The following is a 15843-nucleotide window of genomic DNA, read 5'->3' as shown; positions in this document are numbered from 1 at the left end:
GACGCGGAAGTTTTTCCGGTTTTGGGGCAACCTTGCCGGTTTACCCATGGTCCAACGGGACGAAAACGAAAGGCGGTAGCCCATGTCCGACATGATTCGCTCACGTATGACCGCGGGTTCCACGGCGGCCACCCGGCCCACCCGATCCACGCGTTCCCGTACGACCGGCCGCGTGCTCGTCGCCGCGGCGCTCCTCGCCGCGGCCGGCGCCTCCGTACCGGCCGCCGCCGGGACCGCCACCCCGCCCCCGGCGCGCAGCGGCAGCAACGGTCCCGCGTACGACAAGGTGGCCGACTTCTACGGCGCCTACATCGACGCCGTGACCGACGAGGGCTCCGGCCACCTCGACACCCAGCTGCGCACCTTCTACCTGACCTCGAGCCTGCGCTCGCGGCTGGCCACCTGGGAGAAGCACGAGCACGCCGACGGCGTCCTGCGCGCCCAGGACGTGCCGCGCGCCTGGAAGGTGACGGCGGGCGACAGCGGGATGGGGCACACCTGGTCGACGGTCCGGCTGACCTGGGGCTCCGCCGCGCATCCGACCTACACCTATCTGACGGTGCAGTCGGATCTGGCGACGCAGAAGATCTCCGACATCAAGCAGAAGAGCTGACCGGCTCCTCCGATTCGGGTGCCCCGACGAACGTCCGCCACAACTCGGCGTACTCTCCGTCCAGTTGGAGCAGTTCGTCGTGGGTACCGTCCTCCGCGACCCGGCCGTGGGCCATGACCACGACGCGGTCCGCGCGGGCGGCGGTCGTCAGACGGTGGGCGACCACCAGCGTCGTACGGCGGCCGGCGATCCGGTCGGTGGCCTGGTTGACCAGGGCCTCGGTCGCGAGGTCGAGGGCGGCGGTGGCCTCGTCGAGCAGGAGGATGTCGGGGTCGACGAGTTCGGCGCGGGCCAGGGCGATCAACTGGCGCTGTCCGGCGGAGAGGTTGCGGCCGCGCTCGGCGACCTCGTGGAGGTAGCCGCCGTCGAGCGTGGCGATCATGTCGTGCGCGCCGACCGCGCGGGCCGCCGCCTCCACCTCGGCGTCGGTGGCGTCGGGGCGGCCGTAGGCGATGGCGTCCCGGACGGTCCCCTGGAAGAGGTACGCCTCCTGCGGGACGACGCCGAGCCGGTGGCGGTAGGAGGTGATGTCGAGGGCGCGCAGATCCGTGCCGTCGACCGTCACCCGGCCACCCGTCGGGTCGTAGAACCGGGCGACCAGCTTCACCAGCGTCGACTTGCCCGCGCCGGTCTCGCCGACGAAGGCGACGGTCTGCCCGGCGGGAATGGTCAACTCGACGCCGCTGAGGGCCTCTTCGTCGTCCCCGTAGGCGAAGTCGACGCTCTCGAAGGCGATTTCGCCGCGGAGCGACAGCACCTCAAGGGGCTCGTCGGCCGCCTTCGTCGACGTCGGCTCCTGGAGCAGCTCCTGGATCCTGCCCAGGGACACGGTCGCCTGCTGGTAGCCGTCGAAGACCTGGGAGAGCTGCTGTACGGGGGCGAAGAACAGGTCGATGTAGAGGAGGTAGGCGACGAGCGCGCCCGTCGTCAGCGTGCCCGCGTCGACGCGGTGGGCGCCCACGATCAGTACGGTGGCCGCGGCCACCGACGACAGCAGCTGCACGAACGGGAAGTAGATCGAGATGAGCCACTGCCCGCGGATGCGCGCCGCACGGTAGCTCGCGCTGCCGTCGACGAACCGCTGCCCGCTGGAGCCCTCGCGCCGGAACGCCTGGAGGATACGCAGCCCGGACACCGACTCCTGGAGGTCGGCGTTGACCACCGACACGCGCTCGCGGGCGAGTTCGTACGCCTTCACGCTCGCCCGGCGGAAGAAGAACGTGCCGATGACCAGCGGCGGCAGCGTCGCGAAGACGACCAGCGCCAGTTGCAGGTCGATCACCAGCAGGGCGCCCATGATGCCGAAGAAGGTGACGACGGAGACGAAGGCGGTGACGAGCCCGGTCTGCAGGAACGTCGACAGCGCGTCCACGTCCGTGGTCATCCGGGTCATGATGCGCCCGGTCAACTCCCGCTCGTAGTAGTCGAGTCCGAGGCGCTGGAGCTGCGCGAAGATCTTCAGGCGGAGTGAGTACAGGACGCGTTCGCCGGTACGGCCGGTCATCCGCGTCTCGCCGATCTGTGCCACCCACTGGACGAGCACGGTGACCAGCCCGAGCGCGGCCGCGGCCCACACGGCGCCGAGGGCGAGCTGCGAGACGCCCTTGTCGATGCCGTGCCGGATCAGGACCGGCAGCAGCAGGCCCATGCCCGCGTCCACGGCGACGAGGCCGAGGCTCACCAGGAGCGGGAGCCCGAAGCCGCGCAGCAGACGGCGCAGGCCGTACGACTCCTCGGCCGCGACCGCGCGCGCCTCGTCGATGCCCGGGGTGTCGGTGGCCGGGGGCAACTCCTCTACCTGGGCGAGGAGTTCGGGGGTGGCGGGCATCCCGGCGAAGGCGGTGTCCTTCGGCTCGCGGTCGCCGGACCAGAGGTGGGGCGTGACGCCGCGCTCGGCGTCGAACTCGGCGTCCAGCTCGTCCCGTACGGAGGTGTCCTCCTGCAGCGCGGCGGGCCGTTCGTGACCGGGTGAGACGCCGCCCAGCTCGTCGGGGTCGGTCAGCAGCCGCCGGTAGAGGGGGGAGCGCTGCTGGAGTTCGTCGTGGGTGCCGATGTCGGCGAGGCGGCCGCCGTCGAGGACGGCGATGCGGTCGGCGAGGTTCAGGGTGGAGCGGCGGTGGGCTATGAGGAGGGTCGTGCGGCCCTCCATGACGTGCGAGAGCGCCTCGTGGATCTCGTGCTCGACACGGGCGTCCACGGCGGAGGTGGCGTCGTCGAGAACGAGCAGGCGCGGGTCGGTGAGGATGGCGCGGGCGAGCGCGACGCGCTGGCGCTGGCCGCCGGAGAGGGTGAGCCCGTGCTCGCCGACCTTGGTGTCGTAGCCCTCGGGCAGCTCGGCGATGAAACGGTCCGCCTGGGCGGCGCGGGCGGCGGTCTCGATCTCCTCCTGGGTGGCGTCCGGGCGGCCGTACGCGATGTTGCTGCGCACGGTGTCCGAGAAGAGGAAGGAGTCCTCCGGCACCAGCCCGATCGCGGCGCGCAGCGACTCCTGCGTCAGCTCGCGCACGTCGTGGCCGCCGATGAGGACGGCGCCGTGCGTGACGTCGTAGAAGCGGGGCAGCAGAAGCGAGACGGTCGACTTGCCGGAGCCGGAGGAGCCGACGACGGCGAGGGTCTCGCCGGGGCGGATCTCGAAGCTCAGGCCGTCGAGGACCGGGCTGAGCTTTCCGGAGACGTCCTCGTAGCCGAAGGACACGTCGTCGAACTCGACCGTGGCGGGCGCGTCGGCGGGGAGTTCCTTCGTGCCGTCCTTGATCGACGGCTCGGTGTCGATCAGTTCGAGCACGCGCTCGGCGCCGGCGCGGGCCTGCTGGCCGACGGTGAGGACCACGGCGAGCATCCGCACGGGTCCGACGAGCTGGGCGAGGTAGGAGGAGAAGGCGACGAACGTGCCGAGCGTGATCTCTCCGCGGACGGCCAGCCAGCCGCCGAGCGCGAGCATCGCGACCTGGCCGAGCGCGGGGACGGCCTGGAGGGCGGGGGTGTACTTGGCGTTCAGCCGGATGGTGCGCAGCCGCCCCGCGAAGAGCCTGCGCCCGACCTCCCGGAGCTTCCCGGTCTCCTGGTCCTCCTGCCCGAAGCCCTTCACCACGCGTACGCCGCTGACGGCGCCGTCGACCACACCGGCGACGGCGGCGGCCTGCGCCTGCGCGTACCAGGTGGCGGGGTGCAGCTTGGAGCGGCTGCGCTTGGCGACGAACCAGAGGGCGGGGGCGACGGCGAGCGCGACGAGGGTGAGCGGGAGCGACAGCGAGGCCATGATGCCGAGCGAGATCAGGAACAGCAGCAGGTTGCCGATGGTCATCGGCAGCATGAAGAGCAGGCCCTGGATCAGCTGGAGGTCACTGGTCGCGCGGCCGATGACCTGGCCGGTGGACAGCTCGTCCTGCCGCCGCCCGTCGAGGCGCGTGATCGTCGCGTACATCTCGGTCCGCAGGTCGTGCTGGACGTCGAGGGCGAGGCGGCCGCCGTAGTAGCGGCGGATGTAGGTGAGGACGTAGACGATGACGGCGGCGCCTATCAGGGCGCCCGCCCAGGGGGCCATGCTGCGGGTGTGGTCGCCGACGACGTCGTCGATGATCACCTTGGTGATCAGCGGGACCAGTGCCATGACGGCCATTCCGGCCAGGGACGAGGCGAGAGCCAGGACGACGTCCTTGGGGTAGCGCCACGCGTACCCGGCGAGCCGACGCGCCCAGCCCGGCCTGTCCCCCTGTTGCGCTGCCACTCCGCCGCCTTCCGTAGAGCCCACTCGGCAGAACTCACTCCACCGGAAGGCACCAACGCTCGGAGCAGCAGATTTCATCCCACCGCAACAACCATCACGCCCTCGATGCTGTCGGGCGGCGGGTCGGGCCGGGACTGCTCGGGCCGGTCACGCGGAGGGGACCCCGCGTGACCGGCCCGAGTGAAGCGTCAGCCGCGTCGGGCGTCAGCCGGCGGACGGGACCGCCGGGAACGCCTCCTTCGGCGTGTCGGTCGGCACGTACCGCTGGATGGTCGCGCTGTTCGTGGCCGTCGTCGGCACCAGGTCCTTGTGGATGGCCTTGGCCACGTTCTGGATGGTGGTGACGCCGTAGCTCATGGTGCTGTTGCCGTGGGTGAGCACGCTGATCATGTAGTCGTGGCCGCCGCCGTTGAAGGTGCCGAGGCTGTGTACCCGCCAGCCGTGCGTGGAGCGCTGCAGCCAGCCGTTCTTGACGTGCACGGTCACGGTCGAGGGCGCCCCGGCCGGTGTACCCCAGCGCTGCGAGGAGGTGACCTGGTTCATCAGCTTGAGGATGTACGCGCGGGAGTTGTCGCTCAGCACCGTGTTGTGGGCGGTGATCAGCTTGAGCAGCTTCTGCTCGTCGGTGACGTTGATCTGGGTCAGGCCCCAGTAGCCGCCCGTGCCCGGCACGGTCGTGGTCATGCCGGCGGCGGTGAGGAAGCCCTTGATCTTCGTCATGCCGAGCTGGTTCCACAGGCTCGTGGTCGCGTTGTTGTCCGACTGGGTGATCATGGCCTTGGCGAGTGTGGTCTCGCGGTCGGTCAGGTAGCGGTTGTGCTTCTTGGCGTCCCACAGCAGCGTGGCGAGGACGGTGACCTTGACGACGCTCGCGGAGTCGAAGGCCGAGGTCGCGCGCAGCGTGCACGTCGTCTTGGTGGTGCGGTCGTAGAGGCCGACGGCGACGGTGCCCGTGCGGTTCGCCAGCGCCGCGGTGATGTCCCGCTGCAGCTTGGTGGCCAGGCCCGCCTGTGCGGAGGTGCAGCTGACCTGCGGCGTCGGTGCGGCGGCGGCCGGTGCGGCGGCCAGCGCGAGCGGCGCGATCACGCCGGCTCCCAGGCTCGCGGCGAGCACACGGGTACCCCGGGATATCCGGTGAGTCATGAAGGCTTCCCATCCCCTTGAAGCGATACGAACGCGCCCCCGGCACGTTCGTCTCTTTCGACTCGCAAGGATGACCGAAAGTTGTACGGCGGTTCCCACCGGGTGCCGGTTGCCGGTTGGCTCTCGGTGCCGCCGGGTGCCGCCGCGGACGGTCTCTTACCCGGCTCTCACCCGCCCACAGCCTCTTCCCAGGTGGAGCACAGCGCGCACCCATCGCCCCCAGGCACGGTGCACTGGTGACATCTGCCACCGACCCACACCCCCGCGCCTCCGCGACCCCCGACCTCCCGCCCCCGGCGGCGGCCACCGAGGCGCCGCCGGACAAGGCCCCGCGCTGGTCGCTGCCCGCACTGATCGCGATCCTCGTGCTCGCGGCGGTGCTGTACTCCTGGAACCTGTCCGGCTCCAGCCTGAACACCTTCTACAGCTCCGCCGTGTTCAGCGGCACGCAGAGCTGGAAGGCCTGGTTCTTCGGCTCGATCGACGCGGGCAACTTCCTGACCGTCGACAAACCGCCACTCGCCCTCATGGTCATGGGCCTGTCGTGCCGGATCCTCGGCTTCGGCACCTGGCAGATGATGGCTCCCATGGTCGTCGCCGCGCTCGGCACGATCTGGATCCTGCACTCCTCCGTGAAGCGGGTCTTCGGGCACGCGGCGGCCACCGTGGCCGCGCTGGTCCTCGCGCTCACCCCGATCACGGTCGCCATCAACCGCGACAACAACCCCGACACCCTGCTCCTGCTGCTGATGGTGGGCGCCGCGGCACTCGGGCTGCGGGCGACGCGGGACGGAAAACTGCTGCCGCTGCTCGGCTCGGCGGTCTGCTTCGGGCTCGCCTTCAACACGAAGATGCTCCAGGGCTACATCGCGCTGCCCGCCGTGTTCGCGGTCTACCTGTACGCGTCCCGCCTCCCCCTGGTGAAGCGGCTCGTGAACCTGCTGCTCGCGGCCGTGGCGCTGGCGGTCTCCAGCTTCTGGTGGGCCACAGCCGTCTCCCTGGTGCCGGCCGACGACCGGCCGTACATCGGCGGCTCGGAGGACGGCAGCGCCTGGAACCTGATCATGGGCTACAACGGCCTCGGCCGGGTCCTCGGCGGCGAGGGCAACGGCGGAGGCGGTGGGGGCGGAGGCGGCGGCTTCTCCGGGACCGCGGGCCTCGGCCGGATGTTCAACGAGATCCTCGGCGGCCAGATCTCCTGGCTGATCCCCTTCGCGGGCATCGCGCTCGTCGGCGGTCTGGTGCTGCGTGGCCGCGCCCCGCGCACCGACCTCACGCGCGCCGCGCTGGTGCTGTGGGGCGGCTGGACACTGCTGCACTACCTGACCTTCGCGATGGCCGAGGGCACGATGCACCCCTACTACACGACCGCGCTCGCCCCCGGCATCGCGGCGCTGTGCGGAGCGGGCGGCGTCATGCTGCTGCGCGCCTTCCGCGCCGACAAGCGGTGGGTGTGGGTGCTGCCTGTCGCACTCGCAGCCACCGGTGTCTGGTCCGTCGTCCTGCTGCGCCGCTCCTCCGACTGGAACAGCTGGCTGTGGCCGACGATCGCCGTGGTCATGGCGCTCGCGATCACGGGGCTGCTCGTCTTCCGCTCCGGGAGCTCCGGGAACCGGGCGCGGCTGCTCGCGGCCTCCGTGGCCGCCGCGGTCGTCGCGGCGGTCGCCGGTCCCGCCGCGTACGCCGCGTCGGAGATCTCGGCGTCGGGCGGCGGCGGCATGGGCGGCACGAACCCGACCGCCGGGCCCACCACCGGCGGCGGCATGGGCGGGCCCGGCGGGGGCGGCGGCATGGGCGGCTTCGGCGGCGGGAACGCCGGCGGACCCGGAAACGGCGAGGCGCCCGGCGGTGGCCAGCAGGGCAACCAGCAGGGTGGCCAGGCGGGTTCGGCTCCCGGCGGCGGTGCACCCTCCGGTGCGCCGGGCGGCGGCACGGGCGGCGAGATGCCGAACGGCGGCGGCATGGGTACGCCCCCGAACGGGACCAGCGGCGACGCGGGCACCGGCGGCCGGCCCGGCGGCATGGGCGGCGGCGGTATGGGTGGTGGAGGCGGCATGGGCGGCGGTGCGAGCACCGAGCTGATCGCCTATCTGAAGAAGCACCAGGACGGCGCCAAGTGGCTGCTGGCGGTGTCCAATTCACAGTCCGCCGCGCAGCTCGTCCTCGCGAGCAAGCAGCCCGTCATCTCCATGTGGGGCTTCACCGGCTCCGACAAGGCGATGACCGTCGCCAAGCTCAAGGAGCTGGTGAAGAAGGGCGAGTTGCACTACATCCAGCTCGGCGGCGGCATGGGCGGCGGAGGCGGTATGGGTGGCGGCAACAGCGTCAGCTCCGAGGTCACGACGTGGGTGCAGAAGCACGGCACGGCGGTGAAGGAGAGCGCGTACGGCGCCAGTACGGCGTCGGGCTCGGGCTCGGGCTCCGCATCGACCTCCACATCGACGTCGGACTCCCAGAGCAGCCAGTCGTCGAACACGTCGACGATCTACCGTCTGGATGCCTCGGACGTGAGTTAGCCGCGAGGCGGCACTCTGGCCCCAACGGCCCCCGACCACCCGGTCGGGGGCCGTTTTGGCATGTCAACTCGCGTAGACAACGGGCAAATTGTCGCTCCGGGTCACCTGATCGACATGTGAAGTTTATTTACAGGCACTCATGTCCATGTCACGCTCCCGTTTGCCCGCCCCATTCAACACGCGTAGATCGGACACCCCCACATGCCCGTGAGATCCATACGGCGCTGGAAGTCGGTGGCGCTGACCGTCTCGGCCGTGCTCGTCGGCCTCGCCACCCCGGCGCTGACCGCGACCCCCGCCGCGGCCACGACGACCTCGTACGACTCGACGTACTACAAGAACGCGATCGGCAAGACCGGCACGAGCCTGAAGTCCTCGCTGCACACGATCATCAGCAGCCAGACCAAGATCTCGTACTCCGCCGTCTGGAACGCGCTCAAGGTCACCGACCAGGACCCGAACAACAGCAGCAACGTGATCCTGCTGTACAGCGGCGTCTCGCGCAGCAAGTCCCTCAACGGGGGCGACGTCGGCGACTGGAACCGCGAGCACACCTGGGCCAAGTCCCACGGCGACTTCGGCGAGGTCACCGGTCCCGGCACCGACCTGCACCACCTGCGCCCCTGCGACGTGACGGTCAACAGCACCCGGGGCAACCTGGACTTCGACAACGGCGGCAGCGCGGTCACCAACGGCGGCGGCAGCACCGTCGACTCCGACTCCTTCGCGCCGCGCGCCGCGGACCGGGGCGACGTGGCCCGCATGATCCTCTACATGGCCGTGCGCTACGAGGGTGACGACGGCTTCGCCGACCTGGAGCCCAACGAGAAGGTCGGCAACGGCTCCGACCCCTTCATGGGCAAGCTCTCCGTCCTCAAGGCGTGGAACGAGGCAGACCCGCCGAGCGCCTTCGAGGAGAACCGCAACCAGGTCATCTACGACACCTACCAGCACAACCGCAACCCGTTCATCGACCACCCGGAGTGGGTGGAAGCGATCTGGTAGTCCGACTCGACGCATACGACTGAACTCCCCGTCGATGACGGGGAGTTCAGCTGTTTCAGGGGTGCCGGCCGCCGCTCAGTCCAGATGTGTCGGCGCGAACATCCGCAGCAGCGCCGGGAGCACGACCACCGAAGGACCCGGGGCGGCCAGGGCCTTCGACAGGTCCTCCCCCAGGGTTTCCGGGGTGGTGCGGATGCCCGGGACGCCGAAGGACTCGGCGAGGGCCACGAAGTCCGGGCGGGCCAGTTCCGTCGCGGTGGCCTGGCCGAAGGTGTCGGTCATGTACTCGCGCAGGATGCCGTAGCCGCCGTCGTCGACGATCAGCCAGGTGACGTTCAGGTCGTACTGCCGGGCCGTCGCCAGCTCGGCGATCGAGTACAGCGCGCCGCCGTCGCCGGAGACCGCGAGGACGGGCCGGGTGGGGTCGGCCGCCGCCGCGCCGAGCGCCGCCGGGAAGCCGTAGCCGAGGCCGCCCGCGCCCTGCGCCGAGTGCATGGTGTTGCTGCCGCGCGCGTCGAAGGCCGACCAGGCCCAGTAGGCGAGGATCGTCATGTCCCAGAAGGACGGGGAGTTCGACGGGAGGGCGCGGCGGACGGACGCCAACACGTCCTGTTCCAGGGTGAGTTCCTGGGCGGCGATGCGCTCGCGCACCTGGGACAGCACCGCATGGACGCGGTCCGCGGCCGTCTCGTCCTCGCGGGCGTCCACCGTCTCCAGCAGCGCCTGGAGCGCGAGGCGGGCGTCCGCGTGGATGCCCAGGGCCGGGTGGTTGGACTCCAGCTTGCCGAGGTCCGCCTCGATCTGGATGACCCGGCCGCGGGGCTTGAACGTGTGGTAGTTGGAGGAGAGTTCACCGAGACCCGAGCCGACGACCAGAAGGACGTCCGCGTCCTCCAGGAAGTCCGTCGTGTGACGGTCCTCCAGCCAGGACTGGAGGGAGAGAGGGTGCTCCCAGGGGAAGGCGCCCTTGCCGCCGAAGGTGGTGACGACGGGGGCCTGAAGCCTCTCCGCCAGTGACTTCAGCTTGCCGGACGCGTCCGCGCGTACGACACCGCCGCCCGCGATGATCGCCGGACGGGCCGCCTTGGAGAGCAACTCGGCGGCCACGGCGGTCAGTTCGGGGCGCGGGACCACGTCCTCCGGTGTCGCGTCCATCGCCGTGACAACGGGCAGGTGCGTCTCGGCGAGCAGGACGTCCTGCGGGATCTCCACCCAGACCGGTCCGTGCGGTGCCGTCAGCGCCGACTCCCAGGCCGCCGCGATCGCGGACGGGATCTGCGACTGCGCACGGACCGTGTGGACCGACTTGACCACACCCCTGAACGAGGCCTGCTGGTCCGGGAGTTCGTGCAGATAGCCGTGGCGGCCGCCGCCCAGTCCGGCGGTGGGGATCTGGCTGCTGATCGCCAGCACCGGGGCCGAGGCCGCCGCCGCCTCCTGGAGTGCGGCGAGCGAGGTCAGCGCGCCCGGGCCGGTCGAGAGCAGCAGCGGCGCGGCCTCACCGGTGATCCGGCCGTACGCGTCCGCCGCGAACCCCGCGTTGTTCTCGACCCGCAGGCCGATGTACGTCAGGTCCGAGCGGCGCAGCGCGTCGAACATGCCCAGCGCGTGCTGGCCGGGCAGCCCGAAGACGGTCGTCGCGCCGAGACCGGCCAGCGTCTCCACGACCAGGTCTCCGCCGTTGCGCCCAGGGGGCGGATTGAGGGCGGCTGATGTCTGCGCGGCCGTCGGGCGGAGTACCAGGTCGTGGTCGTGAGTCACTTCGCGCGAGCCTCTGCAATCTGGCGGGACATGATCGTGGTCAGTTCGTAGGCGGTGTGGGAGGCCGCCACCGCGGTGATCTCGGCGTGGTCGTACGCCGGGGCGACCTCGACGACATCGGCGGAGACCAGGTTGCAGGACGCCAGCCCGCGCAGGATCTCCAGGAGTTCGCGGGAGGTCATGCCGCCCGCCTCGGGGGTGCCGGTGCCGGGCGCGTGCGCCGGGTCGAGGCAGTCGATGTCGATGGAGATGTACAGCGGGCGGTCGCCGATGCGCTGGCGGAGCTGGTCGGCGACCTCGTCGGCGCCGCGGCGGTAGATGTCCGCCGAGGTGACGATGCCGAAGCCCATCTTCTCGTCGTCGGTGAGGTCCTGCTTGCCGTACAGCGGGCCGCGGGTGCCGACGTGGGAGAGCGCGGAGGTGTCGAGGATGCCCTCCTCGACGGCGCGGCGGAACGGCGTGCCGTGCGTGTACTCGGCGCCGAAGTACGTGTCCCAGGTGTCGAGGTGGGCGTCGAAGTGGAGCAGCGCGACCGGGCCGTGCTTCTTCGCGACCGAGCGCAGCAGCGGGAGCGCGATGGTGTGGTCGCCGCCGAGGGTCATCAACCGGGCGCCGGTGCCGAGGAGTTCGTCGGCGGCGGCCTCGACCGTCTCGACGGCTTCGTTGATGTTGAACGGGTTCGCCGCGATGTCACCGGCGTCGGCGACCTGGGCGAGCGCGAACGGGGAGGCGTCCTGCGCCGGGTTGTAGGGGCGCAGGAGCCGCGAGGCCTCCCGGATCGCGTTGCCGCCGAAGCGCGCCCCCGGCCGGTAGGAGACGCCGGAGTCGAACGGCACGCCCACGACCGCGACGTCGGCGGTGCCGACCTCGTCGAGGCGGGGCAGCCGGGCGAAGGTCGCGGGGCCGGCGTACCGCGGGACGCGGGACGAGTCGACGGGGCCGCGGGGCGTCTCGTTACTGGTCATGGGGTGCTGCCTTCTTTCCTACGCTTCGTCGCGTATGTACTGCATCTGTCTATGACTCTACTGGTGAGCCGGGACCGGTTCGGACAAGGGTTCGGCGCTGCGGCCGGCCAGGCGCTCCCGCCAGGCGGCCAGCACGGCGGCGTCGGTCGCGGGCGTGGCCAGCGAGACGATCACGTACACGGCCAGCGAGGCGAGCAGCCCGTAGTAGACGGGCTCGTTCGCGAGGATGCCGTACGTCGCCATCAGGCCGATGACGGCGAGACCGCCGACCGCGACGGCGGCGAGCGCGCCCTGCGCGGTGCCGCGCTTCCACAGCAGTCCGCCGAGGATCGGCACGAGCAGCCCGCCGACGAGCAGGTTGTACGCGACGGTCAGCGCCTCGACGACGTTGTTGAGGGCGATCGCCGTACAGATCACGGCGATGCCCATGATCAGGATGAAGGCGCGGTTGCCCTGCACCTCGTCGTGGTCGTCACCGTCACTCCGGCCGGCTCCGCGCAGCCGCGACCAGATGTCGTTGTTGGCGACGGTGGCGCAGGCGATGAGCGCGCCGGAGGACGTCGACATCACGGCGGCGAGGGCGGCGGCGAGCACCAGTCCCCGTACGCCGACCGGCAGTTCGTCCTTCACGATGGTCGCGAAGGCGGTGTCGGCGCTGGGCAGCTTCGGGTAGAGCACCTTGGCCGCCGTACCGATGACGGCGCCGGCGAGGGCGTACACCAGGCAGTAGGTGCCGGCGACCGTGCCGCCCCACTTGGCCGTGGTGTCGCTGCGCGCGGTGAACACGCGCTGCCAGATGTCCTGTCCGATGAGCATGCCGAACGTGTAGATCAGCACGTAGGTGAAGATCGTCTCGCCGCCGATGCCCAGCGGGTCGAAGTACGAGGTGGGCAGCTTCGCCTTCATCTCACTGAACCCGCCCGCCTTGACGACGGCGATGGGGAGGAGGAGCAGGAGCACGCCGATGGTCTTCACCACGAACTGGACCATGTCCGTCAGCGTGATCGACCACATGCCGCCGAGCGTCGAGTACGCGACGACGATGGAGCCGCCGAGGATGATCGCGAGCGTCCGGTTCATGTCGAAGAGGACGTCGAAGATCGTGGCGTACGCGATGGTGGAGGTGACGGCGAGCATCAGGGTGTACGCCCACATGACCACACCGGAGATGACGCCCGCCCGGCCGCCGTATCGGAGATCGAGCATCTCGGAGACGGTGTAGACCTTCAGGCGCGCGATGCGGGCGGAGAAGAAGACGGAGAGGGCGAGCAGCCCGAGGCCGATCGTGAAGACCATCCAGGCGCCCGACAGTCCGTACTGGTACCCGAGCCCGACGCCGCCGATGGTGGACGCGCCGCCGAGGACGATCGCCGCCATGGTGCCGGAGTACATGGCGGGCCCGAGGCGGCGGCCGGCCACCAGGAACTCGCTCTTGGACTTGGCACGGCGCATGCCCCACCAGCCCATGGCCAGCATGCCGGCCAGATAGACGACGATCACTGTGTAGTCGACGGCCATAGGGGGGCCTCCTTCGCGCGCTCAGTGGCGTGTCGTGCAGTTCAGGGGGGTGTCCGGCAGGGGATCGCGGGGACATCCGCCCGTACCCGCTCCCGCCGGTGGCACCGACCCTAGGTGGCCGGAAGGCGACGCAGAAGTGTACGTTTCATCTACTGAAGCCACGCCGGATGGAGGAACCGTCCATCATGCCGGACACGGTCGTTCCCGCTACTTCACCCGTTCCTCCCACGCCCCCCGTCCCCCTCGAAGCCCTCCTGGCCCGCGAGGACCTGGGCCTGCGGCAGATCGCGGGCCCGGCCGACCCGGACGCGGTGATCCACTGGGCGCACACGTCGGAGATGGCGGACCCGTACCCGTATCTGCTCGGCGGCGAGCTGCTGCTGACCGCGGGGGTCCACATCCCGGAGGCCGCCGGTTCGGGCACGTACTTCGACGACTACGTCTCCCGGATCGTCGAGGCGGGCGGCGCGGCCCTCGGCTTCGGCCTGGTCCCGGTCCACGACACGGTCCCGCGCGCGCTGGTGGCGGCCTGCGACACCTACGGCCTCCCCCTGCTGGAGGTCCCGCCCCAGACCACCTTCTCCGGCATCGCCCGCGCCGTCTGGCAGCTCATGGCCCAGGCCCGGCTGGCGGAGCTGCGCCGGGTGACGGAGGCCCAGCAGAGCCTGGCCGCGGCGGCGGCCCGCCCCGACCCGGTGCCGTCGGTGCTGCGCCAGCTCGCCCGGCGAGTGGCCGGATGGACGGTGCTGTACGGACCGGACGGGGCTGAACTGGCTACGGCGGGGAGGGCGCCGGAGACGGAGGCCGGGGAGGCGCTGGGCGCGCTGGCAGGGGTGGTGCGACCAGGCACCGGCCCGGGAACGAGCCCGGCCTCCGCCAGCGACACCGTCCGCTCCACCCACCTCGCCGCCTACGCCCTCGGTACCGGGCAGGGCTTCGTGCTCGGGGTCGCCGCCCCGCGCCGGGACCCCGGCGACCACACCATCGCCTCCGTCGCCGCGGTACTGCTCTCCCTGCTCACCGGGGAGCAGCAGAGCGGGACGGGGGCGGCGCGTTCGTCGGCCCTCGTACGGCTGCTGCTGGGGGCCGGGCCCGAGGACGTGGCTCCGCTGCTGGGCGGGAAGCGGTGGATCGTGGTGCATGCGCGGCCGGCCGGCGAAGGGGGCAGGTCCGCGCCGGACGCCGTGGCCGCGTCCGCGCTGGGTGCGGCGCTGGGCTCGGCGCTCGTCGACGCGGGCGGCGATGTCGTACGGGTCCTCGTGCCCGCCGAGCGGGAACCGGCCGCGCAGCCGGGCTGGACGCTCGGGGTGAGCCCGGCCGCGGCCCCGGGCGGGTGGGCCACCGCCGACACCCAGGCGGCCCGCGCGCTGGCCCGCGCCCGCGCCACCCGTACCGCCCTGGTCCGGCACGGCGAACGCCCCGCTCTCGCCGACCTCGTCCCGCCGGCCGAGGCCGAGGCACATGCCAGGGCGCTCCTCGCCCCCATCGCCGCGGCCCCGGCCCTCCCCGAGACCCTTCGCACCTGGCTCTCCCTGCACGGCAGTTGGGACCGCACGGCGGTGGCGCTGTCCGTGCACCGCAATACGGTGCGGCAGCGGATCGCGCGATGCGCGGTGTTGTTGGGGGCGGACCTCGATGACGCGGATGTGCGGATGGAGTTGTGGTTCGCGTTGCGGGTGGGTGAAGCAGCCTGAGAGGCCGCTGAGCGGCGCGGAGAACAGCCCCCCGAGGCCACGTGACCCACGTCCCAGGCTTCGGAACGGCGCGGCCCGCGGCGCATCGCACCGGCACAATGGGAACCATGCCGATATCCGGGATTCCCAGCCGCGACGCGCTCGTCGACCACCTCGTACATACGCGTATCGCGGGCGACGTGGCCACACCTCGCGAGAACAACCTCTCCCATTACCGCAAGCTCGCGAACGGCGACCGCAACTACTGGCTCGGCCTGGAACTCGGTGACCGCTGGAGCGACGAGCAGGACGTCCTCGCGGTGATGGCGGAGCGCTGCGGTGTGAACGACGACCCGGAGTACCGCTACGGGCAGGACACCATCGACCCCGATCTGACGGTCGACGCCCTTGAGCGGATGTCGGCCCGGCTGCGCAAGGCGGTCGCCGGGAAGCAGCGGGTGCTGTTCGCCACCGGTCACCCGGGCGGCCTCCTGGACGTGCACCGCACCACCGCCGACGCCCTGCGCGCGGCGGGCTGCGAGATCGTCGTGATCCCGGACGGCCTGCAGACCGATGAGGGGTACGTCTTCCAGTTCGCGGACGTGGCGGTCCTGGAGCACGGCGCCACACTGTGGCACACGCACTCCGGTGAGCCGATGCGGCAGATCCTCACCGGCCTGGACCGCGAGGGCCGCCCGCTGCCCGACCTGGTCGTCGCCGACCACGGCTGGGCGGGCTGCGCGGGCCAGCTCGGCGTCGACTCCATGGGCTACGCCGACTCCAACGACCCGGCCCTGTTCCTCGCCGAGGCCGAGGGCACCGTACAGGTGACGGTTCCCCTCGACGACCACGTCAAGAGCCCCCGCTACTACGACCCGATGACGGCTTACCTGCTCGACGCCGCGGGCCTGGTCTAGAGATC

The 15843-nt window shown here is 71.2% G+C and carries 10 protein-coding genes; 5 read left to right on the top strand and 5 right to left on the bottom strand.

The window, feature by feature from the left end:
- The first annotated feature begins 82 nt into the window (after positions 1–82).
- The gene (locus AB5J56_RS28695) at positions 83–613 is read left to right on the top strand and encodes a hypothetical protein (protein WP_369236447.1); all 531 of its coding nucleotides are present in this window, start codon (positions 83–85) and stop codon (positions 611–613) included.
- Here AB5J56_RS28695 and AB5J56_RS28690 read toward each other — a convergent pair.
- Both AB5J56_RS28690 and AB5J56_RS28685 read right to left on the bottom strand, forming a co-directional pair.
- Entirely contained in the window at positions 597–4340 is a 3744-nt protein-coding gene (locus AB5J56_RS28690) for an ABC transporter ATP-binding protein (RefSeq protein ID WP_369236445.1), read from the bottom strand. The genes AB5J56_RS28695 and AB5J56_RS28690 overlap by 17 nt on opposite strands.
- A 204-nt stretch (positions 4341–4544) precedes the next feature.
- Positions 4545–5483: a serine hydrolase gene (locus AB5J56_RS28685; protein WP_369236443.1), complete on the bottom strand. Its 939-nt coding sequence runs from the start codon at positions 5481–5483 to the stop codon at positions 4545–4547.
- A 236-nt stretch (positions 5484–5719) separates the two neighbouring features.
- Here AB5J56_RS28685 and AB5J56_RS28680 point away from each other — a divergent pair, with 236 nt between their 5' ends.
- Complete coding sequence (locus tag AB5J56_RS28680) at positions 5720–7999, top strand: ArnT family glycosyltransferase (RefSeq protein WP_369236441.1); 2280 nt, start codon at positions 5720–5722, stop codon at positions 7997–7999.
- 201 nt (positions 8000–8200) lie between these two features.
- Positions 8201–9004 (top strand): endonuclease I family protein, encoded by an 804-nt coding sequence (locus tag AB5J56_RS28675; RefSeq protein WP_369236439.1) that lies wholly within the window; start codon positions 8201–8203, stop codon positions 9002–9004.
- 75 nt (positions 9005–9079) lie between these two features.
- Here AB5J56_RS28675 and AB5J56_RS28670 read toward each other — a convergent pair whose 3' ends face one another.
- From AB5J56_RS28670 to AB5J56_RS28660, 3 genes are read right to left on the bottom strand one after another with little or no spacing between them, the layout of a single operon-like run.
- Complete coding sequence (locus AB5J56_RS28670; protein WP_369236437.1) at positions 9080–10765, bottom strand: thiamine pyrophosphate-binding protein; 1686 nt, start codon at positions 10763–10765, stop codon at positions 9080–9082.
- A complete protein-coding gene (gene speB / locus AB5J56_RS28665; RefSeq protein ID WP_369236435.1) occupies positions 10762–11730 on the bottom strand; it encodes an agmatinase in 969 nt (322 codons plus the stop codon). Before speB ends, AB5J56_RS28670 begins: the two co-directional genes overlap by 4 nt.
- Positions 11731–11787: 57 nt before the next feature.
- Entirely contained in the window at positions 11788–13248 is a 1461-nt protein-coding gene (locus AB5J56_RS28660; protein ID WP_369236433.1) for a sodium:solute symporter, read from the bottom strand.
- 185 nt (positions 13249–13433) lie between these two features.
- Between AB5J56_RS28660 and AB5J56_RS28655 the strand changes: the two genes are divergently transcribed.
- Both AB5J56_RS28655 and AB5J56_RS28650 read left to right on the top strand, forming a co-directional pair.
- A complete protein-coding gene (locus AB5J56_RS28655; RefSeq protein WP_369236431.1) occupies positions 13434–14942 on the top strand; it encodes a PucR family transcriptional regulator ligand-binding domain-containing protein in 1509 nt (502 codons plus the stop codon).
- A gap of 107 nt (positions 14943–15049) precedes the next feature.
- Positions 15050–15838, top strand: coding sequence for a phosphatase (locus tag AB5J56_RS28650; protein ID WP_369236429.1), 789 nt, complete (start codon positions 15050–15052; stop codon positions 15836–15838).
- Positions 15839–15843: the final 5 nt, after the last annotated feature.

The sequence above is a fragment of the Streptomyces sp. R21 genome, from assembly GCF_041051975.1.
Lineage (GTDB): Bacteria > Actinomycetota > Actinomycetes > Streptomycetales > Streptomycetaceae > Streptomyces.
The sequence above is the reverse complement of the archived record's forward strand: the minus strand, read 5'-3'. Positions and strand labels throughout refer to the sequence as shown.

Excerpts from the sequence above, each read along its gene's own strand:
- speB (WP_369236435.1), bottom strand. The coding sequence starts at position 11,730 with ATGACCAGTAACGAGACGCCCCGCGGCCCCGTCGACTCGTCCCGCGTC.
- AB5J56_RS28675 (WP_369236439.1), top strand. The coding sequence starts at position 8,201 with ATGCCCGTGAGATCCATACGGCGCTGGAAGTCGGTGGCGCTGACCGTC.
- AB5J56_RS28655 (WP_369236431.1), top strand. The coding sequence starts at position 13,434 with ATGCCGGACACGGTCGTTCCCGCTACTTCACCCGTTCCTCCCACGCCC.
- AB5J56_RS28660 (WP_369236433.1), bottom strand. The coding sequence starts at position 13,248 with ATGGCCGTCGACTACACAGTGATCGTCGTCTATCTGGCCGGCATGCTG.
- AB5J56_RS28685 (WP_369236443.1), bottom strand. The coding sequence starts at position 5,483 with ATGACTCACCGGATATCCCGGGGTACCCGTGTGCTCGCCGCGAGCCTG.
- AB5J56_RS28650 (WP_369236429.1), top strand. The coding sequence starts at position 15,050 with ATGCCGATATCCGGGATTCCCAGCCGCGACGCGCTCGTCGACCACCTC.
- AB5J56_RS28695 (WP_369236447.1), top strand. The coding sequence starts at position 83 with ATGTCCGACATGATTCGCTCACGTATGACCGCGGGTTCCACGGCGGCC.